The sequence below is a fragment of the Aestuariivita sp. genome (genome assembly GCF_049276915.1).
Taxonomy (GTDB): domain Bacteria; phylum Pseudomonadota; class Alphaproteobacteria; order Rhodobacterales; family Rhodobacteraceae; genus Aestuariivita.
Map to the genome: position 1 here is coordinate 1 of NZ_JBASXK010000009.1, position 21570 is coordinate 21570.

Here is a 21570-nt window from a genome sequence, read left to right on the forward strand (position 1 = left end):
TAGGCTTCCAGATGATCGAAGCTGCGCCAATACTGCACGGTCAAGCGCGGCGAAATCAGAAGCGACTCCAGACACCCTGTTTTTTCGACCGGCAAGATCTTGAGTTCCCGATGCATCCGCAACATGGCAAAAGCAGCAGACCCCCATTTACGGATCTTCCACCATTTGTTGATGCGCATGCCGATCAGGAAAACGACGAAATCCCCTTCGATTTTCGCACTCATTCGGTCGGCCAACACCTGCCCCATCAGCGTGCTTGCCCATGCGAACTGGTGAAAACGGGACTTTCATACAAATCAGTCACAACGGTCACTCTCTAATATCAACACTGTTGACATTCTTGACGCCGAATTGCGTCCATGTCAACAGTGTTGATATGAGTGGCAAAAAATTGAACTACCATCACGGTGACCTGCCCGAACAAATTACTCGTATCGCATGGGAGAAAGTTCGCCAGAGTGGCGCGGACAAGTTAAGCTTGCGCAGCTGCGCGCGCGAAGCGGGCGTCGATCCTGCGGCAGTCTATCGCCACTTCAAGTCCAGGGAAGATCTCTTGGGGCATTTGGCGAACAGGGCGTTCTCAGAGCTTTCGACTGCGATGGAGACAGCCGAAGCCCAGTTCAAGGACAGAGACCCGAAAGAAGCATTGGTTCAGATTGGATTGGCATACATTCGATATGCCGTCGACAGGCCCCATGTTTTCCAGATGATGTTCGACATTGCTGGCCGCTACACAGGTGAGGGAATGTCAGGCGCATCCGAAGAAGGGCGTGGGGCATATGACATTCTTGTCCGCGCGATCAGGCGGCTGGACCCCAAGACCAACGTTGAGGTTCATATTTTCACGCTCTGGAGCGTCGTGCATGGGTTCTCCAAGCTTGCCAACGCCGGTTTGGGCCCCGGCACGTCGCACTTCGATCACGTCAGCCGTGCCATATGCGAGAACGCCATGGCGTCCATTTCATAGTCTTTGCTTCACCGGCAGACCAGGCGGACAGATGGGAATTTGCGTCAGCCCGGAGCTTGGCAAAAGAAAGCGAACGCCCGCATCATGCGTAACTCCGTCATCGGTCCTGGCCGAGGAGGCATAGGCGGGCTTGCGTCCCATGCACAGGCCCCAAGCCTCGATACCTGCCCACTCGCGATGGGGCAAAGGACCATGCCTGCGGCATCCGCTTTCCAGCCCGAGGCCAAAAAAAACCCGCGCCGGTTTGGCGCGGGTTTTGTGTTTCTAACAGGCCTTGGGTTTAGGCCGATTTCTTGCCCTTGACCGGAGCCCAGATGCGCTTGTTGGTCAGGTACAGCAGGACTGACAGGATCGTCAGGAACACAACCCCGATAAAGCCCGCCTGCTTGCGTGCCATCATCTTGGGTTCAGCCGTCCACATCAGGAATGCGGCCACGTCCTGCGCCATGTGATGCACGGTGTTGGAGTGGCCATCGGCAAACTCCACCTGCTCATCGTACAAGGGCGGTGCCATCGAGATCCAGCCACCGGGGAAGGATTTGTTCTCATAAAGGATTACGCCAGCCTCTTCCTTTTCCTCACCTGTGTATTCAGTCAGCAGCGATGCGATATACTCGGCTCCGCCCATGCCCTTGAACAACTGGTTCAGACCCAGGCCATAGGGGCCATGGAAACCGGCACGTCCCTTTGCCATCAGGCTCAGGTCAGGTGCTTTTTCCAGGTTCGAGTGCGGAAAGTGATCGTTCGGCGTTGCTGGGCGGAAATCGTCCAGCTCGGGATCGAATACTTCGAAGTTGTCCGCAGCATAGGCACGAACCTGATCGGCTGGCAGGTTGGGCCCGCCTTCATCCGCCAGCGTGCGCAAAGGCACATGCTGCAGGCCGTGGCAGGCTGCGCAGACCTCGGTATAGATCTGCAATCCGCGCTGAAGCTGGTTCTGATCGAAGGTCCCGAAAGGCCCCTCGAACGAGAAGTCGAAATCTTCGACATGGCCAGCCGCACCCGCGGCAAAGACGGACCCGGCACTCAGGGCAAATGCCGTGACTGCACTGATCGTAAGAGTCTTGATCATTGTTCTCGATCCTTCTTATTCAGCCGGCGTGGCGTCGCCCGCCTTGCCGTAATGGGCCTCGAAGTCTTCTTCGATGGTCTCAGGCTGCGGATCCGGCTTCTCGATCACACCCAACAGCGGCAAGATCACCAGGAAGTAGGCGAACCAGTATGTCGAAGCGATGAGAGAGATGTATGGATAGATCCCCTCGGCAGGCATCGCACCCACCCACATCAGCACGAAGAAGTTCACCACGAACAGCCAGAACCACCACTTGAACATCGGACGATACCGACCCGAGCGCACCGACGACGTATCCAGCCAGGGGGCCAGCGCCATGACGACGATCGCACCGAACATGGCCAGAACCCCGAAGAACTTGGCGTCGACGATACCACCGGTCAGGAAGTCGGCCGCGATAACGATCCAGACATCCGTGTCAAAGGCCCGCAGGATCGCGTAGAACGGCAGGAAGTACCATTCCGGCACGATATGTGCAGGTGTCACCAGCGGGTTCGCCTCGATATAGTTGTCCGGGTGGCCCAGATAGTTCGGCATGAAGCCCACAACCGCCCAGAACACCGCAAGGATCACCGCAAGGGCAAACAGATCCTTGATCACGAAATAGGGCCAGAACGGCAGGGTGTCTTTCTCGGCTTCTTCCTTCGATCCGCGGCGCACTTCGACCCCGGTCGGGTTGTTGTTGCCGGTGGTGTGGAAGGCCCAGATATGGACGATCACAAGGCCGGCAATCACGAAGGGCAGCAGGTAATGCAGCGAGAAGAAGCGCGTCAGTGTGGCATTATCCACCGCCGGTCCGCCCAGCAGCCATGTCTGCAGCGCATCGCCCACAAACGGGATCGCGCCGAACAGGCCGGTGATGACGGTCGCACCCCAGAAGGACATCTGACCCCAGGGCAGCACATAGCCCATGAAGGCCGTGGCCATCATCAGCAGGTAAATCAGCATGCCGATGATCCACGTGATCTCACGCGGGGCCTTGTAGGACCCGTAATAGAGGCCACGCAGGATATGCGCATAAACCGCCACGAAGAACAGCGACGCGCCGTTCTGGTGCAAGTAACGCAGCATATGCCCGCCATTCACGTTGCGCATGATATGTTCGACCGAGGCAAAGGCCATGTCGACATGCGGCGTGTAATGCATCACCAGCACGATGCCGGTAACAATCTGCAACACCAGACAGAAGGTCAGAACGATCCCCCAGATCCACATCCAGTTCAGGTTCTTGGGTGTGGGGATCATGATGGTGTCATACATCAGGCCAACGATCGGAAGGCGCTTGTGCAGCCACTTCTCGGCGTTCGAGCCTGGCTCGTAATGGTCGTGCGGAATTCCAGCCATGCGTCTGTTTCCTTATCCTAGTTGGATCGTTGTGTCGTCGACGAAGAGAGCCTCGGGCACAGGAAGGTTCTCAGGTGCCGGGCCGCGACGGATGCGACCTGCCGTGTCATAGTGCGAGCCATGGCACGGGCAGAACCAGCCGTTGAAATCGCCAGCGCCGTCACCCAGAGGCACACAGCCCAGGTGTGTACACACACCCATCATCACCAGCCATTCGCCCGCTTCATCCAGCGTGCGGTTCTGGTCCAGCGCGGGCACGTCGCCAAGATTGGCATTGCGCGCATCGCCATCCGGCAGATCGCTCACCTCGACCGCGCGGCCTTCGTCGATCTCTTCCTGCGTACGGCGGCGAATGAACACCGGCTTGCCCAGGAATTTGACGCTGATCTGCGTGCCCGGCTCAACAGCCGAGACATCCACACGGATGGAGGAAAGAGCCTGCACATCCGCGGATGGGTTCATCTGGTTTACAAGTGGCCATATGGCGGCCCCTGCGGTCACTGCACCTGCTCCTGCGGTAGCGTAGTAGAGGAAATCCCTACGGGTGCCTTCGTGGTCTTCTGCGTGCGACACGAGGTTTACTCCATTTCAGGGCCGTCTCAGGCCAAATATGACGTCAGGCCACACCTGTTGGATGCAACCCCTCGGGCGGCTATTTAGCGGCGTGACTCAGGGTCGTCCAGTCAACAATGCTGTGCATGAGGTCGCAGGTGCGTCACCCCGTCGCTCTCATGCCGATTTGAATGCCATAAACTTGGCCGCCAGGCGGTCCGTACTACAACAAAAGCCCTTTAGACCCCAAGAGCTTGCAGAACGGTTAAGCCGCGGGCCGCGTCGCCTGCATACTGTCACGCGATTCGAATTCGGCAAACCATGCCGCCAGCTGCGGCCGCCCCTCGCGCCAGTTGCGATCCGCATGCCGGAAATCAAGATAACCCAACGCACAGCCCAGCGCGATCTGACCCATATCGACAGAGCCGGCCAGATGGCTGATCCAGCGGCTTTCCAGCGCCGAAAGCGCCCGGTCCACCTTGGCCCATTGCGCATCGACCCATGGCTGCGAGCGCTGGCCCTCTTCGCGAAACCGCGTCTCATAGACCATCAGTATGGCGGCATCCATGATGCCGTCTGCGGTGGCCTCCAGCGTCAGAACTTCCCAAAGCCGCGCCTCGGGATAAAACGCCGCCTTGGCCCGGTCGTTCAGAAACCGGCAAATCACCCGGCTGTCGTACAGGGTGGGGCCATATTCGCGCACCAGGGCCGGGATCTTGCCCAGCGGGTTGGCCGCCAGCAGATCATCCGGCGCAGCCGAGGGAGAGACCAGGATCTCGACCTCTTCAACCTGATCCGTCATACCGGCCTCACGGACCAGAACACGGACCTTGCGCACAAACGGCGAGGGCGCTGCCATCATGAGTTTCATTGTGATTTCTCCCTTTATCGCCGCGACCCTAAGCCCGGGATCGCCCGAAGGGTAGAGGCTGTTTTGGGCATCCGCACACAAAATACGCGCGATCGCGCGGCATCCGCTGTGCGACGCGCCTATGAATCGCCCTTGTAAATGCCCCGTGTCAGCTCTGCCAGACGCCCGGTGTCCAAGCCCATGGCATGAAACGCAACCTGATCGGCCGCGCGCAGCCGCACGTCATCCGGCTTGTTCTGGTTCATCTTCCATGTGCCATCCACATCGCTCAACCGCATGGTGCAGGGCACGATCTGGCGCATCATGCTGTCCATCACACCCTCCGACATCTTGGCAGATGTCCACGGCGTCTTGGGCAGCAACTGGTCTTCGAAATGCGCCGACTGGCGATCGAGCAAGGCCTGCAACTCGGACTGGGGCCGCAGTTCCAGAACGCCGGTCAGATGCACGGCGATATAGTTCCATGTCGGAACCTGATCCTCGACGCCATACCAATCGGGCGACACATAGCTGTCCGGCCCCGACACCGCGATGCGCGCCTGCAAGGCCCCCGCCTTCAGGGCACGCGCAATGGGGTTCGAACGCACCAGGTGCAGATGGGCCAGCACACCGTCCTCATCCAGAAGGAACGGCACATGCGACAGCATCGGTGCCGCGTCGCCGGCCGCCACCGCAAGCACACCAAAGGCACGCGCCCGCGCAAACGCCAGATTGGCCTTGGCCTCTTGCGTATGAAACACCGGGTTGGGATGCATCTTGTCACTCCTTGATCTGACGCAGCGATGCTATTGCCAACAGCCTGCGGCTTTGCAACCATGCTTGTGTTCTCAGGGCGGGGTGAAATTCCCCACCGGCGGTATATCGGCATGTCCGATGAGCCCGCGAGCGGCCCCGACCGGGGTGTCAGCAGATCTGGTGAGAGGCCAGAGCCGACGGTTACAGTCCGGATGAAAGAGACCGTATGCATGCTGACCCGGCCTGGCCGTGGGCAGGAATGCATGCGTATTCGCCTTGGGTGACGTGTTGTGAACACCAAGGAGGATACCACATGACACACACCCGCTTCGCCTTCATCAAAGCGCGCTGGCACGCCGATATCGTCGACCGCGCTCTGGATGGTTTTCTTGAGCTGATCCCGCGGGATCAGGTCGATGTCTTCGACGTGCCCGGTGCCTTCGAGATGCCGCTTCTGGCCCGCGATCTGGCCGGGACCGGCACATACGCTGCCGTGGCCTGTGCGGCCTTCGTGGTGGATGGCGGCATCTATCGGCATGACTTTGTCGCCCAGGCCGTTGTCGATGGCCTGATGCGCGCAGGCCTGGACAGCGGAGTTCCCGTGCTGTCGGTCTCGCTGACACCGCATCACTATCAGGAAACCGATCATCACAACGCGATCTATCGCGACCACTTCGTCCAGAAAGGGCGCGAAGCGGCGCAAGCCGCACTGCAGATCACCCAGGCCCGCAGGGCTCTCAACGCCGCCTGATCCGGGGGCGGCGTCAGATCCCGCTGACGCCGCCTGCCCCGCGTCCTGCTCACAGCTGTGTCATGCGCGCCGATACCGGTTTCTTTCCTCTTGGCATGGCATAGGATTGGCCCCATATACCACGGGTGCTTTCCCGACCTCTCGTCACTCTGTGGCATCACCTTCGTTACGTGCCCCTTCTGACCGCGCTGACTTTCTCAAGGTCGCGCGATTTCAGCGCGCGTGCGCGCGCCCTTGGCACCTTCATCGGAAGCGTGATCCGCTGGTTTCCACCGGCAACGCGGCGTGTCGATCGCGAGGTGTTGCGCGTGTTCCCACACATGGCGCGCTCCGATCGGTTGGAACTGGGCCAAAGCATGGGTCGCAACATGGGGCAGACGCTCTATGAGATCTATCACTGCGCCGAGTTCCAGACGCTCGTGCATAAATTCTCGGCCACGGGCCCCGGCCTCGTGGCCCTGGAAGAGGCCCATGCCGCAGGCCGCGGCGCGGTGATCGTGTCGGGCCATTTCGGCCAGTGGGAAGCCATCCGCGCGGTTCTGCGCTCCCGCGGGATCGAGACCGGGGCGGTCTATCGCCCCCAGAAAAACCGTCATTACCAGCGCCGCCTTCTGGCGGGCATCGAGGCGGGTGGCAAACCGATCTTCTCGACCGGCGAAAAGGGCACGCGCGAACTGGTACGCCACCTGCGGCAGGGGGGATTCGTGGCGATCCTGCTGGATGAGAAATCAGCCGATGGAGTCTCCATGCCGTTCCTGGGTCACAACGCGCTGACCTCTCTGTCGGCGGCCCGGCTGGCGCTGAAATACGACGTTCCTCTGGTGCCGGCCTATGGCACGCGGATCGGGACAGGCGGCCAATTCGCCGTCGATTTCGAAGAACCCATCCCCCAGAGCGATGCCGTCACCATGACCGAAGCCTTCAACGCCAGCCTGTCAAAGCGCATCCTCGAAACACCGGATCAATGGTATTGGATGCTGCGCCGCTGGCAAGGCGCTCAGGACCCCAGGTAGGCCCGCAGCGCCTCGGGTGGATGTTCAAAGATCTCAGCGGTCGCCACCGGCGCATGCGCATGGCCCTCGGCTACCAGAACAACAGCCTCGGCGATATGGCGCGCATCGGCCGGATCATGGGTCACCATCAACAGCGTCGCCCCGGTCTCGCTGACCAATGTCTGAACCAGCTCCAGCATCTCGGCTTTCAGCGCAGGTCCAAGGGCCGAAAACGGCTCGTCCAGCACCAGAACGGGCCGCGCCTGCATGAGCACACGCGCCAGCGCGGCCCGGCTTTGCTGCCCACCGGACAGCTCGGCAGGCCGACGCGCGCCCAGATCGGCCAGCCCGACGCGCGCCAGGGCAGCATCGACACGGCTCCAGTCGGCCTGAGACAGCTTCAGATCGGGCCGCACACCCAGACCGGCATTCTGGCGCACCGTCAGATGGGGAAACAGGTTGGCGTCCTGAAACAGCATGGCAACGGGCCGCCTGCCCGGCGGATCGGCGGTGATATCCGTGCCTTGCCAGGAAATCCGCCCCGCCACGGCCTCGTGAAATCCCGCCACCCCGTTCACCAGCGTCGATTTCCCGGCACCAGAGGGCCCCATCACGGCGATCCTGCGCCCCGCCGGAATGCTCAGGTCACAGTCCAGCCGGAACGCCCCGTTTTCGAATGTCACCCCGTCAAGCCTGAGCACCGCGCCGCCCTCCCGCATCAAACCCCCAGAACAGCACCAGCGACAGCACCAGCAAGACCAGCCCCGCACCCGCCGCCGTCTCCATCTGATAGGCCGCCATCAGGCGATACATCTGCAACGGCAAGGTGGCCATCTCGGGATCGGCAAACAACACCACAACCCCCAGATCCCCCATCGACAAGGCCGCGGTCAACCCGGCGGCAAAGCCGATCCGCGCCCGCATCCGGGGCAGGAACACATGGCGCAGATAGGGCCAGCCCCGCATATCCAGCGAGACCGCCAGACGCCCATAGCCCCGCGCCACTTCGCGCGCTCCGGGCACCAGAATACGCAGCGCGAAGGGCAAGGCCATCAGCGCATTGACCAGCGCCGTGACCCCCAGCGCGAACTCCTGCGGGTTCACCACCGGGTTCAGGATCACGAAGAACCCGGTGCCGATCACCAACGGAGACGCCGCCAGCCCCAAAATCCCGGCAACCTCGACACCACCGGCCCGCCCCGAGGCAATCGCCCAGGCCATCGGCAGCGCCAGAACCAGCAGAACGGCAGTGCTGACCAACGCCACGGCCACCGACACACCCGCCGCGCGCCAGACCTGATCCGGCAGGCTGCCCAGCGCGCCCAGACCCGCACTCACGATCGCGGCAAGCGGCAACAGCAGGAAGAGGGCCGCCAGCGCGATCAGCATCGCATCCAGCGCGATCAGGCGACCCGCCGACACATCCCAGCGCCGCGCCGCCCGGTCCAGCCCCGCGCCCAGGCCTTCGAACGGAGTCAGGCGCAGGGCAATCGCCGCGGCCAATCCCGCCAGCACGATCTGGACAACCGACAGCAGCGCCGCCCGCCCCAGATCGAACTCCAGCCAGAACGCCTGATAGATCGCCAGTTCCACGGTGGTTGCGCGCGGGCCACCGCCCAGGGTCAGAGCCACGGCAAAACTGGTGATACAGATCGCAAAGATCACGGCCCAGACGCCGGGCACCGTGCGCGCCAGCATCGGCCATTCGATCCGCCGGGCGGTCTCACGCGGGCCAAAGCCCAGTTGTGCGGCCAGCCGAAACTGCTCGGCCGGGACATCGCGCCAGCCCTGCAGGATCAGCCGCGTCGCCAGAGGCAGGTTGAAAAACACATGTGCCAGCACGACACCATGCAGCCCATAGATCTGCAAGGGCGGCAAACCCGCCCAGACCAGAGCCTCACTGACCCAGCCACTGCGCCCGAACACCGCCAGCAACCCCAGCACGGCCACGATCACCGGCAGAATGAACGGCGCGCCCAGCAAGGTCACCAAAGCCGCCCGGCCCGGAAATTGCCGCCGCGCCAAGGCGCGCGCCACCGGAATGGCCAGCACCACGCTGAGGCTGGCCGACAGGATGGCCTGCAGGCCGGTAAACCGGATCGCCGCCCAGTCAGAGGGGCCAAGACCCTGTCCGGCCTCGGCCCGCCAGAAGACGGCGATCAGGGCCCCGAGGATAATCGCCGCGACACCCGCCGCGGCGACATGGCCCGGGACCGCGCTTACTGGCTCAGCGCGCCCAGCCATTCGGCCAAGGCAACCTCGCGGATCGCAGCCGCCTGCTCGGCAGGCACCAGCAAAGTGCTGGCCGGGGTGATCAGCGTGTCAAACCCCTCGGGCAGACCCGCCTCGGGCGTCACCGCCGGATACATCCAGTTGGTGGTCGGGATCACCGACTGAAAGGCATCCGAAACCATGAACTGCAGGAACTGATCCGCAAGCTCGGGCTGATCGCTCGAGGCCAGTTTCCCGGCCACCTCGATCTGCATGTAATGGCCTTCGTCAAAGGCCGCCGCCATCCGGGAAGGATCATCTTCGGCGATCAGATGATAGGCCGGCGACGTGGTATAGCTCAGCACCATATCCGCCTCGCCTTCAAGGAACAGCCCATAGGCTTCGGACCAGCCCTTGGTCACGGTGACGATATTGTCCGACAAGCCCTCCCAGATCTGAGGGGCCTCATCGCCATAGGCGGTCTTGACCCACATCAGCAGACCCAGACCCGGCGTCGAGGAGCGGGGATCCTGAATGACGATCTTCAGATCGCTGTCCGCCAGCGCGCGGAAATTCGATGGCGCGGCCAGATCGGCATTATGCACAAAGGCAAAATACCCCCAGTCGAATGGTACGAACACGGGATCGCTCCATGCGATCGGCAGATCGTAATCGGCACTGACCTCATGGGGCGCAAACAGCCCGGTCTCGGCCGCCGCCGCCGTCAGATTGGTGTCGAGCCCCAGCACGACATCGGCCTCACTGCGCGCGCCTTCCAGCTTGAGGCGCGCCAGCAAAGCCGCCCCGTCGCCCGCGCCCACGAATTTCAGATCGCACCCGCAGGTCTCTTCGAACGCCGCCTCGACCGCAGGGCCGGGGCCCCAGTCGGAAACGAAACTGTCATAGGTGTAAACGGTCAATTCAGGTGTCTCGGCCCAGACAGCCGATACACTCAAAACGCCCGCAGCAAATGCAAGATACTTCATTGGCATCCTCCTTTTGCGGCGACAGGCAAGGGAGGACGTGCGTCCTGTACCTTCCCTCCGCCGGTTCTAGCCGGTTCAGGTTCAACGGGTTCGCATGCGCATCTCAGCTTCGGTCAGGAAGCACCCCGAGGTAGGTTCGGATATAGGCGGATGTGGGGACCGGGGCAAGTGTCGCTTTCTTTGGGTATTTGAGACCAGAAAGAGCCAAGAGCGCGGTCCCCCCTTGGAATCGAGGCGCGGGCCGCTTATGCCGCATTAAGTTGTTTTCGGAGATTGCCACATGTCCTTCAACACATTCGGACGGATGTTTCGCGTCACCACCTGGGGCGAAAGCCACGGGCCCGCCCTGGGGGCCACGGTCGATGGCTGCCCCCCGGGCGTGAGCGTTGACGCGGGCATGATCCAGCACTGGCTGGATCGGCGCAAACCGGGACAGAACAAATACACCACCCAGCGGCGCGAGGCGGATGAGGTGAAAATCCTTTCGGGCGTGTTCGAGGGCAAGACCACCGGCACGCCGGTGCAGCTGATGATCGAGAACACCGATCAGCGCTCGAAGGATTATGGCGATATCGCCGAGAAATTCCGCCCCGGCCATGCCGATATCACCTATTGGCAGAAATACGGAATTCGGGATTATCGCGGCGGCGGACGCTCGTCGGCGCGCGAAACCGCGGCCCGTGTTGCCGCAGGGGGCCTCGCGCGCGAAGCGATCCGGGCGCTGGCTCCGGGGATCGAGATCACGGGCTATATGGTGCGCATGGGTGCCCATGAGATCGACCGTGCCAGGTTCGACTGGGATCAGATCGATCAGAACCCGTTCTGGGTTCCGGATGCGGATGCGGCGGGGACATGGGCGGACTATCTGGATGGTCTGCGCAAATCCGGCAGCTCGGTCGGGGCGGTGATCGAAGTCGTGGCGCGCGGTGTCCCGGCAGGCCTTGGCGCTCCGGTCTATGGCAAGCTCGACACGGATCTGGCCGCAGCCATGATGTCGATCAACGCCGTCAAGGGTGTCGAGATCGGCGAAGGCATGTCCGCGGCGATGCTCACCGGAGAGATGAACGCGGATGAGATCTTCATGAGCAATGACGGCAAGCCTGTCTACAGCTCGAACCATTCCGGCGGCATCCTGGGTGGTATCTCCACCGGGCAGGACGTTGTGGTGCGCTTTGCGGTGAAACCCACCTCCTCGATCCTGCAGCCACGCCAGACCATCACCAAATCCGGCAGGGCCACCGAGATCATCACCAAGGGCCGCCATGACCCCTGCGTGGGTATCCGCGCCGTCCCCGTGGGCGAAGCGATGATGGCCTGCGTGATCCTCGATCACATGCTGATGCATCGCGGACAGGTCGGAGAAAACCAGGGCCATATCGGGTGATGAGCCCGCTGCCGATCACCGTCATCTCGGGCTATCTCGGTGCCGGCAAGACCACTCTGATCAACCGGCTTTTGGGCGAAGACCATGGCTTGCGACTGATGGTGATCGTCAACGATTTCGGCGCGATCAACATAGATGCCGACCTGCTGGACAGCGCGTCCGGGGACACGATCACCCTGACCAACGGCTGCATCTGCTGCACGATGGGCAGCGATCTGCACATGGCGCTGGATCAGGCGCTGGACCGCACACCGCGCCCCGATCACCTGATCGTCGAAGCCAGCGGCGTCGCGGATCCCGCAGCCATTGCACAGGCAGCCATCGCCAAACCCGCGCTCAGCTACGGCGGCATCATCACCCTGGTGGATGGGGCGAACTTCCCCGCCCTGATGCAGGACGCAGGCACCGCGCCCCAGGTCAGCCGGCAAATCACCGCGGCGGACCTGGTGCTGATCACCAGGACAGACCGCATCCCCGACGCATTGCCCGCCCTCAAGCCGCGCAACCCGCGCCTTCTGGACGACAGCCCGATCGCCCCGCTCCTGCTGGGCATCACGCCCCTGCCCAAAGGCCATGCCGCAGCCGCCCACCCGGCCTATGCAAGCTGGCAACACGACAGCGATCAGCCCGTCAGCCGCGCCGCCCTGGCAGACAAGCTCGACAACCGCCCCGCAGGTCTCTATCGCCTCAAGGGGTTCATCCTGACCGATGACGGAGGCTACGAGGTCCATATCGTCGGCCAGTATGTCTCGGCGCGGCGCGCCCAGACAGACCGCACCCGCCTTGTCGCCCTGGGTCTGGCCGAGCGTATCACCCGGGATCAGATCGCCCACTGGTGGCAGGCCTAGACCGGGCCCGCCCCCTTCATCTTGCCCGAAATATCCCCGCCGGAGGCTCCCGCGCTCAGCGCTGCCGCCCGACCTGCCGACAGATCAGGATCACCGGCAACAAGCCGACAGCCACGATCACCAGCGAGGGCACCGCCGCCCCCTCAAGCCGCTCATCGCTGGCCAGCCGATAGGCCTGCACCGCAAGCGTATCAAAGTTGAACGGGCGCATGATCAGCGTCGCGGGCAGCTCCTTCATCACATCGACAAAGACGATCAGAAGCGCCGTCAGCAGGCTGGGCGTCAGGATCGGCAGATGTACCCGCCGCAAGGTCCCGATCGGCGTCTGCCCCAGCGACCGGGCCGCCGCGTCCATATTGGCATGCACCGTGCTTTGCCCGCCCTCATAGGCCCCCAGCGCCGCCGCCAGAAAGCGCACCATATAGGCTCCGACCAGCAACCAGATCGACCCGGTGATCAGCAACCCGGTCGAGTAATCAAAGCGCGCGCGCATCCAGGCATCCAGCGCATTGTCAAAAGCCGCAAAGGGCACAATCAGCCCCACCGCGATCACACCCCCGGGCACCGCATAGCCCAGCCGCGCCGCATAGCCCGCCGCCGCCGATCGCGGACCCGGGCGCAGCCGCTGGTAAAACCCGACCGCAATCGCGGCCGACACCGTCAGCAGCGCGGCCGACCCGGCCAATATCAGCGAATTCTGAATGAACCCGATATAGCGCCGGCTCAGCAGATCCTGCTCCGAACCAAGCCCCATCTCGAACAGGACAATCGCGGGCAACAGGCAGCCGAACACCACCGGCACCGCGCACAGCCCCGAAGCCAGGGCCGCGCGCCACCCGCGCAGCTCGATCCGGGGCATGCTCTGACGGCGTTTGCCAGCGTCATGATAGCGCGCATCGCCGCGCTGATAGCGCTCCAGAACCGCCAGCAACAAGGCGAAGGCCAGCAGGCACAGGGCCAGCTGCGCCGCCCCGGCCCGGTCCGCCAGGGAAAACCAGCTGGTATAGATCCCGGTCGCCAGCGTCTGCACCCCGAAATAGGCCACCGTGCCGAAATCCGCGATCGTCTCCATCACCGCCAGCAACACCCCACCCGCGATGGCCGGGCGCGCCATCGGCAGGCTCACCTTGAAAAACGCCTGCCAGGCCGTCTTGCCCAGGGCCCGCGCCGCCAGGAAGGCGGTCGCGCTCTGCTGCAGGAACGCCGCCCGCGCCAGAAGATACACATAAGGATACAGCACCAGCGTCAACATCATCGCCGCACCCCCCAGAGACCGGATCTCCGGGAACCAGTAATCGCGCGGCCCCCAGCCCATCAGATCGCGCAAGCTGGATTGCACAACGCCCGGGTGATCCAGAACATGGGTATAGGCATAGGCCAGCACATAGGCCGGAAAGGCCAGCGGCAGCACCAGCGCCACCTCCAGAACCCGCGCCCCGGGAAAGCGCGTCATGGTCACAAGCCAGGCCGCCCCGACCCCGACCGCAAAGGCCCCCGTTGCCACCAGGCCCACCAGGGCGAAGGTATTGAACGCATAGCGCCCCAGCACGGTATCCATCAGATGCGAGATCGTCTCGGTGCCACCGGACACCGAGGCCACGACCACCGCCAGCATCGGCAAGATGCAGATCGCCGCGACCAGATAGGCCAGAACCGCCAGCGCCCGCGCCCCGCCAGAGGTATGGCGGCGCGTGGCATGCGCGGCAAACTCGGGGACATCTGTCAACGGGGGCAATCCTTGTTATCGGTATGATCGTTCCGGCCCCTGCCTTATCCAAGCTTTTCACTCGGGTTTCCAGAGCTAACCGCCATCACACCGCCCCGGCCATGGGAGAGAGCCGGCACAGGCCAGATCCCGGCCCCGTGCTTCTTCTTGCCGAAAATACCGGCGGGGAGTTTGAGGGGCTGGCCCCTCGATCCTCCGCCCACATCAGCGCAGGCCGCGCTCAGTCGTAGCTGCGCTGATCCTCGATCACCAGCCCGTCCTTGGGCAGAGAGCCCGGCGCCACCACTTCCACAGCACCCTTGAGCTTGAGAACATCGACGACCGAGGTCGCATAGGCCACCGGATCGCCCGATTCTGCCTCGATATAGACGGTCATGATATCCATCTCGCCGTCGCGGCTGGCCACGACGCGCGCCTTGACGATCTCGTCATGGCGCGCAACCAGCGCGGCAACCTGTTCGGGGCGCACGAACATGCCCTTGATCTTGGTGGTCTGATCGGCGCGGCCCATCCAGCCCTTGATGCGCATATTGGTGCGCCCGCAGGGGCTTTGCCCGGCCATGACGGCGCTCAGATCGCCGGTGGCGAAACGGATCAGCGGGTAATCGGCATTCAGCGTGGTGACCACCACTTCGCCCACTTCGCCCGGTGCCACCGGATCGCCGGTGCCGGGGGTGACGATCTCGACGATCACATGCTCGTCCACGATCATCCCCTCCATGGCCGCGCTTTCATAGGCGATATTGCCCAGATCGGCCGTGGCATAGCTTTGCAGGCAGGTGATCCCGCGATCGACGTAATGCTGGCGCAGGGACGGAAACAGCGCCCCGCCCCCGACCGCGGCCTTGGTAAAGCCCAGGGCGACGCCCATCTCATCGGCCTTGTCCAGAATGACCTTCAGATAGTCCGGCGTGCCGGTATAGGCCGTGGCGCCCACATCGCGCGCCGCCGTCACCTGCAGTTCGGTCTGCCCGGTGCCCGCAGGCAGCACGGTCGCGCCCACCGCCCGCGCGCCGGATTCAAAGATCATGCCCGCCGGCGTGAGGTGATAGCCAAAGCAGTTCTGCACCACATCGCCCGCGCCGATCCCTACCGCATGCAGGAACCGGCCCATGCGCCACCAGTCATGCTCAATTCCGCCGGGCTCATAGATCGGACCGGGCGACTGAAAGATATGGGCAAACCCGCTGGCCGGTTTCACCGTGAAGCCGCCAAAGGGCGGATGGGCGCCCTGCGCGCGGCTCAATTCGGATTTTCGCAGTACCGGCAGCGCGGCCAGAGCCGCAGCATCGACAACCCCGCCGGCGTCGACATCCGCCAGCAACTCGCGATACCCGGCTACCGAGCGCGCCCGCGCGACCTGCGCGGGCAGGCGCTGCGCCAGATCGGCGGCACGCTCATCGGCCGAGCGGGTTTCCAAAGCGTCGAAATGCGCATCCATATCGGTCTCGTCGCCTCTCATCTCCAAATCCTCATCGCGAATCCCGTCAGCTCAGCCATCTCTTGCGGCGCCGATAGCTGCGGACATCGCGGAAGCTCTTGCGTCCCTCATCGGACATGCCGAGGTAAAATTCCTTCACGTCCTGGTTCTCGCGCAATTCCTTGGCGGGCCCGTCCATGACGACACGGCCGGATTCCAGGATGTATCCGTAATGCGCAAAGCGCAGCGCCACGTTGGTGTTCTGTTCGGCCAGAAGAAAGGTCACGCCCTCGGTCTCGTTGAGGTTCTTGACGATGCCGAAGATCTCTTCGACCAGCTGCGGCGCCAGTCCCATGGACGGCTCATCCAGCAAAATGGTCTCGGGGCGCGACATCAGCGCGCGGCCGATCGCCGTCATCTGCTGTTCGCCGCCCGAGGTATAGCCCGCCTGGCTCTTGCGCCGCTCCTTGAGGCGCGGGAAATAGGTATAGACCAGCTCCAGATCCCTCTGGATCTCGGCCTTGCCATCGCGGCGCGTATAGGCACCGGTCATCAGGTTTTCCTCGACCGTGAGGTGCTCGAAACAATGCCGCCCCTCCATGACCTGAATGACACCTTTCTTCACCAGCTCGGCAGGATCGGAATTATGCACCGGCTCGCCACGATACCGGATCGAGCCCTTGGTCACCTCGCCGCGTTCGGAATGCAGCAGGTTCGACACCGCCTTGAGCGTCGTCGTCTTGCCCGCGCCATTGCCCCCCAGAAGCGCGGTGATGCCGCCCTTGGGCACCTTGAGGCTCACGCCCTTCAGCACGAGGATGACGTGGTTGTAGATCACCTCGATATTGCTGACCTCCAGAAGGGTCTCAACCTGCGTGTCGGTGGTAGGTTTAACGTCCAGCATGGGCGATTTCACTCTCGTCTGGGTCAGAATTCGGATCAGGATCCGGCCGCCCCGACACGGGGGCGACCGGAGATGTCACAGCATCAGTTGCAGTTCGATGCGATGTTGTTTTCCGCGGCATAGGCCGCCGAATCTTCCTGGACCAACACGTCGATCACCTCGGCATCGGTCGGTTTGAAGTCCGACACCAGCGACCACGTCTTGGAGGACGCATTCCACTGGGCCACACCGACAAGACCGTCGCCGCCATGGTTTTCACAGGTCACGGTAAAGCTCGGGCCGAAATTCGGCATGCCCAGCTCGGCCATCCGCGCCTGGGTGATTTCCAGGCTCTCCATCGCGTCGCGCACGTCGCCCGAAGACACGTCCGCATTGCCGGTCGCGACCTGCGCATTGCGCACAGCCTCGGCTGCCAGCATCGCCGCATAGACGCCACGGTTGTAAAGAACCGTACCGATCTGATCGCCCGCACCGGCTGCTTTGCCCGTATCGACAACATATTTCTGGATGTCATCGAAGATCGGGAAATCGTTGCCAACCGCGTGGAAGGTGATCGCCTTGTAACCATCGGCCGCATCGCCGGCAGGCAGCACGTCATGCTGTGCACCCGACCACCAGACACCGATGAAATTCTCCATCGGGAAGCGGATGTTGGCGGCTTCCTGGATGGCAACCTGGTTCATCACGCCCCATCCCCACATGGTCACGAAATCCGGCTTGTCACGGCGGATCTGCAGCCACTGGGATTTCTGCTCCTGACCGGGGTGATCCACCGGCAACAGCATCAGCTCGAAACCATGCTTCTTGGACAGCTCTTCCAATGTCCGGATCGGCTCCTTGCCAAAGGCCGAGTTGTGATAGACCAGAGCAAGCTTCTTGCCCGAGATATCGTTGTTGTTGGTCTCAAGCAGATAGTTCACAACACCCGATGCCCCGTCCCAATAGTTGGCGGGATAGTTGAACACATGGCTGAACACATCGCCGTTCTTGGCCGAGGTGCGGCCATAGCCCATGGTGTGGATCGGAATATCGTCCACGGTAGCCTTGGGAATGATCTGATAGGTGATCCCGGTCGACAGCGGCTGATAGATCAACGCGCCCTCGCCCTTGGTGGATTCATAGCACTCCACCCCTTTTTCCGTGTTATATGCGGTTTCGCATTCGATCACGCGCGTCATCACGCCGCCGATGCCACCGTCACGCTCGTTCAGCAGCGTGAAGTAATCGGCATAGCCATCTGCAAACGGGATGCCTCCGGCCGCAAACGGTCCGGTGCGATACGAAAGCGACGGGAACACAAGGTCCGCCATCGCAGGGCCTGCGGCCATCAGCGCACTCAGCGCCATCGCGGTTAGTTTCAGTTTCATCGGGTCATTCCTCCCTTTGGTGTTAGTCCGACGTCGTTTACCCTTTCGGGCGTTTTACAGGGCGGGTTTCAACCCCGCCGCGTTCTTATCAATGCGGGAAGGGCCACAGCCGAAGCTTCTCCTTGGCCACCCGCCACAATTGCGCCAGGCCATGCGGTTCAAGCACCAGGAACAAGATGATCAGCAGGCCCACGATCACCAGCTGGAAATGCGCCATGATATCGGTGGGAAAGCCCAGCAGATCGACGCCCAGCAATTTCAGGAACACCGGCAGAACCACCAGCAGCGCCGCCCCTGCGAACGAGCCAAAGATCGACCCCAGCCCGCCGATGATGATCATGAACAGCACGATAAAGGATTTCTGAATACCGAAGGCCTCGCCCACCTCGACCGCGCCCAGGTAGACGGCAAAGAACAAGGCACCCGAAATCCCCACGAAGAAGGAACTGACCGCGAATGCCGTCAACTTGGCTTTCAGCGGGTTCACCCCGATGATCTCGGCGGCGATGTCCATATCGCGAATGGCCATCCAGCTGCGCCCCAATGTGCCCCGCGTCAGGTTGCGCGCGATCACCGCGCAGACAAAGGTGAACACCAGGCAGATCATGTACATCGCCCAGGGTTCGACACCGGGACCGGTCACCGCAACACCGAACACGGTCCGCTCGGGCGCGTTGATCTGACCAGAGGCGGAATAGTTGTAAAACCACGAGACCCGGTTGAACAGCCAGACCAGGAAGAACTGTGCCGCCAGCGTCGCCACCGCAAGGTAAAATCCCTTGATGCGCAAACTGGGCAGACCGAACAGCGTCCCGACAGCAGCGGTGATCCCGCCCGCAAGGATGATGTGAATGACGATATTCACATCCGGAAACCCGGTCATCAGCTTGTAACAGGCATAGGCCCCCACGGCCATGAACCCGCCCGTGCCCAGGGACACCTGGCCGCAATAGCCCGTCAGGATATTCAGGCCAATGGCGGCGATGGAATAGATCAGGAACGGCACCAGGATGGCGTTCACCCAGTAATCATTCACCAAAAACGGCACCGCGATGAAGGCAATCGCCAGAACCGCGTAGTACCGATACCGGTCAAAGGCGATCGGGAAAGTCTGGTTATCTGCCACATAGGAGGTTTTGAAATCTCCAGCCTCACGATAGAACATCAGGCTTTCTCCCCGTTGATATCATTGTCTTCATGGCCGGGCCGGGCCCGGTTTGCCGGTTTGGCATAGCCCGAGACCTCGGACGCGCGCACCAGCCGCAGATAGGCCCACAGGCCCACCGCCCCGCCCAGTGCGGCCAAAAGGGCGGCCGTCACCATCTGGCCGGTCTGATCCACCCCGGCGCTCAGCGCGAGATAACCAAAGGCCCAGAACCCGCCCCAGGCAATCACGTTGAGGATGGCAATCAGCTTGCTCATGCCGCGCTCCTGCGGCCGTCATGCGACACCACCCAAGGGGCTGTCTTGTGCATCTGCCTGTTCATCGTCACGGCTACACCCTCTCGATGATCTTCTCGCCGAACAGACCCTGCGGTCTGAAGACAAGAAAGATCAGCGCAAGCACATAGGCGAACCAGTTTTCCGTAGCCCCGCCGATCATCGGACCAATGGCGAACTCGAACAGCTTCTCACCCACCCCGATGATCAGACCGCCGACAATGGCGCCCGGGATCGAGGTAAAGCCGCCCAGCATCAGAACCGGCAGCGCCTTGAGCGCGATCAGCGAGAGCGAGAACTGAACCCCCAGCTTCGCCCCCCACATGATGCCCGCGACCAGCGCCACGAAGCCCGCGACCGACCAGACGAGAATCCAGATATAGTTGAGCGAGACGCCCACGCTCAGCGCCGCCTGGTGGTCGTCGGCCACCGCGCGCATCGCGCGACCCTGTTTGGTGTACTGGCTGAAGGCCACAAGGATGGCGACAAGGATGATCGCCACGATGGTCGCGGTGATATCCAGATTGTCGATGAAGAACCCATAGCCGAAGATATCGAAGGTCACCCGGTCGATCGTGTCGTTGATCCCCTGCGGCAGGCAGGTGCCGTCGGTCAGGCAGAAGTCCAGCTTCTTGATATCCGCGCCCCACATCAGGTCTGCGACACCTTCCAGCAGATAGGCCAGGCCAATGGTGGCCATGAACAGGATGATCGGCTCCTGACCCACCAGATGCCGGAAGATGAAATACTGCACCGCGCAGGCCAGGGCGATCATCACCACCACCGTCAACAAGATCGCGATGAGAGAATGCAACTCCCAGCCAAAGTAATGGATCTGCGTGCCGAAGATCGCATTGATCAGATGCGAGAACGGCACCTGCCCGTTCTGGATGCCCACGAAGGTCATCGCCGCAAACAGCGCCATCACCCCCTGGGCAAAGTTGAAGATGCCCGAGGCCTTGAAGATCAGCACGAAGCCCAGGGCAACCAGCGCATACATCACCCCGGCCATCAGACCGTTCAGAATGACTTCCATCGCAAAGATAAGCTGGTCAGGCATTGTTCGCTCCTGTGACTGGGCGCGTATGTACGATCTGTGTACGCGATGTGTACGGGCTGTGCATGGCGCAAACCGGGGTCGGATCAGTCATGTGCCACCCCCAGATAAGCGTCGATCACATCCTGGTTCTTGCGCACCTCCTCAGGTGTGCCATCCCCGATCTTCTTGCCGTAATCCATGACCACGACGCGGTCGGACAGGTCCATGACCACGCTCATGTCATGCTCGATCAGCGCGATCGTGGTGCCGAATTCATCGTTCACATCCAGGATAAAGCGGCTCATGTCCTCTTTTTCCTCGACGTTCATCCCCGCCATCGGCTCATCCAGAAGCAACAGGCTCGGCTCGCTCACCAACGCCCGCGCCAACTCAACACGCTTCTTCAGACCATAGGGCAGACGCGCAACCGGTGTCTTCCTAATGCTTTGAATTTCAAGGAAATCTATGATCCGCTCAGCCTTCTCGCGGTTCTCGACCTCTTCGCGTTCCGCCCGACCCTTCCAGATCGCCTGACGGAATATATTGTTGTCCATCTTGGTCAGACGCCCGGTCATGACATTGTCCAGGACCGTCATCCCCTCGAACAGGGCGATGTTCTGAAATGTCCGCGCGATCCCCTGCTGGGCCACCTGATAGGGCTTCATCGCAGGCCGTCTCTGCCCGCGATACCAGACCTCACCCTCCTGCGGATTGTAAAACCCCGAGATCACATTGAGCATTGAAGACTTGCCCGCCCCGTTCGGCCCGATGATCGCCCGGATCTCGCCCTCGCGGATATCAAACGAAATATCCTTGATCGCCACCACCCCGCCAAAGCGCAGCGTGATGTTCTTCATCTCCATCACCACGCCGCCAATCTGGCGCCCGTCGGCGGTGGTATAGCCTTCCGTCTGATCCAGCATCAGCTCCAGCCCTTCTTCTTGCTCAAAATACGGATGTC

22 protein-coding genes and 2 riboswitches are annotated in these 21570 nt (G+C 62.2%); of the genes, 5 read left to right on the plus strand and 17 right to left on the minus strand.

Going from position 1 to position 21570, the window contains the following annotated elements:
- On the minus strand, positions 1-224 hold a 224-nt coding region (locus tag WAO69_RS00705), incomplete at its 3' end, for a monooxygenase family protein (protein WP_422175711.1).
- Between the two features lie 152 nt (positions 225-376).
- Between WAO69_RS00705 and WAO69_RS00710 the strand changes: the two genes are divergently transcribed.
- Positions 377-967 (plus strand): TetR/AcrR family transcriptional regulator, encoded by a 591-nt coding sequence (locus WAO69_RS00710; RefSeq protein WP_422175713.1) that lies wholly within the window; start codon positions 377-379, stop codon positions 965-967.
- Positions 968-1247: 280 nt separating this feature from the next.
- On the opposite strand, the gene WAO69_RS00715 is transcribed toward WAO69_RS00710, so the two are convergent.
- The 5 genes from WAO69_RS00715 to WAO69_RS00735 form a co-directional block, all read right to left on the minus strand.
- Positions 1248-2039 carry a cytochrome c1 gene (locus WAO69_RS00715; RefSeq protein ID WP_422175715.1) on the minus strand — a complete coding sequence of 264 codons (792 nt, stop codon included), beginning with the start codon at positions 2037-2039 and terminating at the stop codon, positions 1248-1250.
- A 15-nt stretch (positions 2040-2054) separates the two neighbouring features.
- Positions 2055-3383: a cytochrome b gene (gene petB, locus WAO69_RS00720; protein ID WP_422175717.1), complete on the minus strand. Its 1329-nt coding sequence runs from the start codon at positions 3381-3383 to the stop codon at positions 2055-2057.
- Positions 3384-3395: 12 nt separating this feature from the next.
- Entirely contained in the window at positions 3396-3956 is a 561-nt protein-coding gene (petA, locus tag WAO69_RS00725) for a ubiquinol-cytochrome c reductase iron-sulfur subunit (RefSeq protein ID WP_422175719.1), read from the minus strand.
- A 244-nt stretch (positions 3957-4200) separates the two neighbouring features.
- Complete coding sequence (locus tag WAO69_RS00730) at positions 4201-4806, minus strand: glutathione S-transferase (protein ID WP_422175721.1); 606 nt, start codon at positions 4804-4806, stop codon at positions 4201-4203.
- A gap of 119 nt (positions 4807-4925) precedes the next feature.
- Positions 4926-5561: an FMN-binding negative transcriptional regulator gene (locus tag WAO69_RS00735; protein ID WP_422175723.1), complete on the minus strand. Its 636-nt coding sequence runs from the start codon at positions 5559-5561 to the stop codon at positions 4926-4928.
- Between the two features lie 64 nt (positions 5562-5625).
- Positions 5626-5769: riboswitch (FMN riboswitch) on the plus strand.
- 85 nt (positions 5770-5854) lie between these two features.
- Between WAO69_RS00735 and WAO69_RS00740 the strand changes: the two genes are divergently transcribed.
- Complete coding sequence (locus WAO69_RS00740; RefSeq protein WP_422175725.1) at positions 5855-6292, plus strand: 6,7-dimethyl-8-ribityllumazine synthase; 438 nt, start codon at positions 5855-5857, stop codon at positions 6290-6292.
- Positions 6293-6462: 170 nt separating this feature from the next.
- On the plus strand, positions 6463-7305 hold the full coding sequence (locus WAO69_RS00745) for a lysophospholipid acyltransferase family protein (protein WP_422175727.1): 843 nt from the start codon (positions 6463-6465) through the stop codon (positions 7303-7305).
- Here the strand turns inward: WAO69_RS00745 and WAO69_RS00750 are convergent.
- Genes WAO69_RS00750 through thiB form a run of 3 tightly spaced genes read right to left on the minus strand, consistent with a single transcriptional unit; the run spans position 7290 to position 10481 of the window.
- Positions 7290-7985, minus strand: coding sequence for an ATP-binding cassette domain-containing protein (locus tag WAO69_RS00750; protein ID WP_422175761.1), 696 nt, complete (start codon positions 7983-7985; stop codon positions 7290-7292). The two genes, WAO69_RS00745 and WAO69_RS00750, sit on opposite strands and share 16 nt — an antisense overlap.
- Entirely contained in the window at positions 7972-9528 is a 1557-nt protein-coding gene (locus WAO69_RS00755; protein ID WP_422175729.1) for a thiamine/thiamine pyrophosphate ABC transporter permease ThiP, read from the minus strand. Before WAO69_RS00755 ends, WAO69_RS00750 begins: the two co-directional genes overlap by 14 nt.
- Positions 9504-10481, minus strand: a complete 978-nt coding sequence (thiB, locus tag WAO69_RS00760; RefSeq protein ID WP_422175731.1) for a thiamine ABC transporter substrate binding subunit — start codon at positions 10479-10481, stop codon at positions 9504-9506. The genes WAO69_RS00755 and thiB overlap by 25 nt, the downstream gene beginning before the upstream one ends.
- A gap of 35 nt (positions 10482-10516) precedes the next feature.
- Positions 10517-10619: riboswitch (TPP riboswitch) on the minus strand.
- Positions 10620-10761: 142 nt separating this feature from the next.
- On the opposite strand from thiB, the gene aroC reads away from it, so the two are divergent.
- Together aroC and WAO69_RS00770 are read left to right on the plus strand one after the other, a co-directional pair.
- Positions 10762-11865, plus strand: a complete 1104-nt coding sequence (gene aroC / locus WAO69_RS00765) for a chorismate synthase (RefSeq protein ID WP_422175733.1) — start codon at positions 10762-10764, stop codon at positions 11863-11865.
- Positions 11865-12713: a CobW family GTP-binding protein gene (locus WAO69_RS00770; RefSeq protein ID WP_422175735.1), complete on the plus strand. Its 849-nt coding sequence runs from the start codon at positions 11865-11867 to the stop codon at positions 12711-12713. The genes aroC and WAO69_RS00770 overlap by 1 nt, the downstream gene beginning before the upstream one ends.
- Positions 12714-12768: 55 nt before the next feature.
- Here WAO69_RS00770 and WAO69_RS00775 read toward each other — a convergent pair whose 3' ends face one another.
- The 8 genes from WAO69_RS00775 to WAO69_RS00810 all read right to left on the minus strand — a co-directional run bounded on the left by WAO69_RS00775 (position 12769) and on the right by WAO69_RS00810 (position 21532).
- Positions 12769-14439 (minus strand): ABC transporter permease, encoded by a 1671-nt coding sequence (locus WAO69_RS00775; RefSeq protein WP_422175737.1) that lies wholly within the window; start codon positions 14437-14439, stop codon positions 12769-12771.
- Positions 14440-14659: 220 nt separating this feature from the next.
- Positions 14660-15901, minus strand: a complete 1242-nt coding sequence (locus tag WAO69_RS00780; RefSeq protein ID WP_422175739.1) for a phenylacetate--CoA ligase family protein — start codon at positions 15899-15901, stop codon at positions 14660-14662.
- A 25-nt stretch (positions 15902-15926) separates the two neighbouring features.
- Positions 15927-16763 carry an ABC transporter ATP-binding protein gene (locus WAO69_RS00785; protein ID WP_422175741.1) on the minus strand — a complete coding sequence of 279 codons (837 nt, stop codon included), beginning with the start codon at positions 16761-16763 and terminating at the stop codon, positions 15927-15929.
- 83 nt (positions 16764-16846) lie between these two features.
- The gene (locus WAO69_RS00790; protein ID WP_422175743.1) at positions 16847-18130 is read right to left on the minus strand and encodes an ABC transporter substrate-binding protein; all 1284 of its coding nucleotides are present in this window, start codon (positions 18128-18130) and stop codon (positions 16847-16849) included.
- An 88-nt stretch (positions 18131-18218) separates the two neighbouring features.
- Positions 18219-19295 (minus strand): branched-chain amino acid ABC transporter permease, encoded by a 1077-nt coding sequence (locus WAO69_RS00795; RefSeq protein ID WP_422175745.1) that lies wholly within the window; start codon positions 19293-19295, stop codon positions 18219-18221.
- Positions 19295-19552 carry a hypothetical protein gene (locus WAO69_RS00800; RefSeq protein WP_422175747.1) on the minus strand — a complete coding sequence of 86 codons (258 nt, stop codon included), beginning with the start codon at positions 19550-19552 and terminating at the stop codon, positions 19295-19297. The genes WAO69_RS00795 and WAO69_RS00800 overlap by 1 nt, the downstream gene beginning before the upstream one ends.
- Positions 19553-19625: 73 nt before the next feature.
- Positions 19626-20630: a branched-chain amino acid ABC transporter permease gene (locus WAO69_RS00805; RefSeq protein ID WP_422175749.1), complete on the minus strand. Its 1005-nt coding sequence runs from the start codon at positions 20628-20630 to the stop codon at positions 19626-19628.
- Positions 20631-20713: 83 nt separating this feature from the next.
- Complete coding sequence (locus tag WAO69_RS00810) at positions 20714-21532, minus strand: ABC transporter ATP-binding protein (RefSeq protein ID WP_422175751.1); 819 nt, start codon at positions 21530-21532, stop codon at positions 20714-20716.
- Positions 21533-21570 lie beyond the last annotated feature (38 nt).

Excerpts from the sequence above, each read along its gene's own strand:
- WAO69_RS00710 (WP_422175713.1), top strand. The coding sequence starts at position 377 with ATGAGTGGCAAAAAATTGAACTACCATCACGGTGACCTGCCCGAACAA.
- WAO69_RS00715 (WP_422175715.1), bottom strand. The coding sequence starts at position 2,039 with ATGATCAAGACTCTTACGATCAGTGCAGTCACGGCATTTGCCCTGAGT.
- petB (WP_422175717.1), bottom strand. The coding sequence starts at position 3,383 with ATGGCTGGAATTCCGCACGACCATTACGAGCCAGGCTCGAACGCCGAG.
- WAO69_RS00730 (WP_422175721.1), bottom strand. The coding sequence starts at position 4,806 with ATGAAACTCATGATGGCAGCGCCCTCGCCGTTTGTGCGCAAGGTCCGT.
- WAO69_RS00735 (WP_422175723.1), bottom strand. The coding sequence starts at position 5,561 with ATGCATCCCAACCCGGTGTTTCATACGCAAGAGGCCAAGGCCAATCTG.
- WAO69_RS00740 (WP_422175725.1), top strand. The coding sequence starts at position 5,855 with ATGACACACACCCGCTTCGCCTTCATCAAAGCGCGCTGGCACGCCGAT.
- WAO69_RS00755 (WP_422175729.1), bottom strand. The coding sequence starts at position 9,528 with ATGGCTGGGCGCGCTGAGCCAGTAAGCGCGGTCCCGGGCCATGTCGCC.
- thiB (WP_422175731.1), bottom strand. The coding sequence starts at position 10,481 with ATGAAGTATCTTGCATTTGCTGCGGGCGTTTTGAGTGTATCGGCTGTC.
- aroC (WP_422175733.1), top strand. The coding sequence starts at position 10,762 with ATGTCCTTCAACACATTCGGACGGATGTTTCGCGTCACCACCTGGGGC.
- WAO69_RS00770 (WP_422175735.1), top strand. The coding sequence starts at position 11,865 with ATGAGCCCGCTGCCGATCACCGTCATCTCGGGCTATCTCGGTGCCGGC.
- WAO69_RS00780 (WP_422175739.1), bottom strand. The coding sequence starts at position 15,901 with ATGAGAGGCGACGAGACCGATATGGATGCGCATTTCGACGCTTTGGAA.
- WAO69_RS00785 (WP_422175741.1), bottom strand. The coding sequence starts at position 16,763 with ATGCTGGACGTTAAACCTACCACCGACACGCAGGTTGAGACCCTTCTG.
- WAO69_RS00790 (WP_422175743.1), bottom strand. The coding sequence starts at position 18,130 with ATGAAACTGAAACTAACCGCGATGGCGCTGAGTGCGCTGATGGCCGCA.
- WAO69_RS00795 (WP_422175745.1), bottom strand. The coding sequence starts at position 19,295 with ATGTTCTATCGTGAGGCTGGAGATTTCAAAACCTCCTATGTGGCAGAT.
- WAO69_RS00800 (WP_422175747.1), bottom strand. The coding sequence starts at position 19,552 with ATGAGCAAGCTGATTGCCATCCTCAACGTGATTGCCTGGGGCGGGTTC.
- WAO69_RS00805 (WP_422175749.1), bottom strand. The coding sequence starts at position 20,630 with ATGCCTGACCAGCTTATCTTTGCGATGGAAGTCATTCTGAACGGTCTG.
- WAO69_RS00810 (WP_422175751.1), bottom strand. The coding sequence starts at position 21,532 with ATGCTGGATCAGACGGAAGGCTATACCACCGCCGACGGGCGCCAGATT.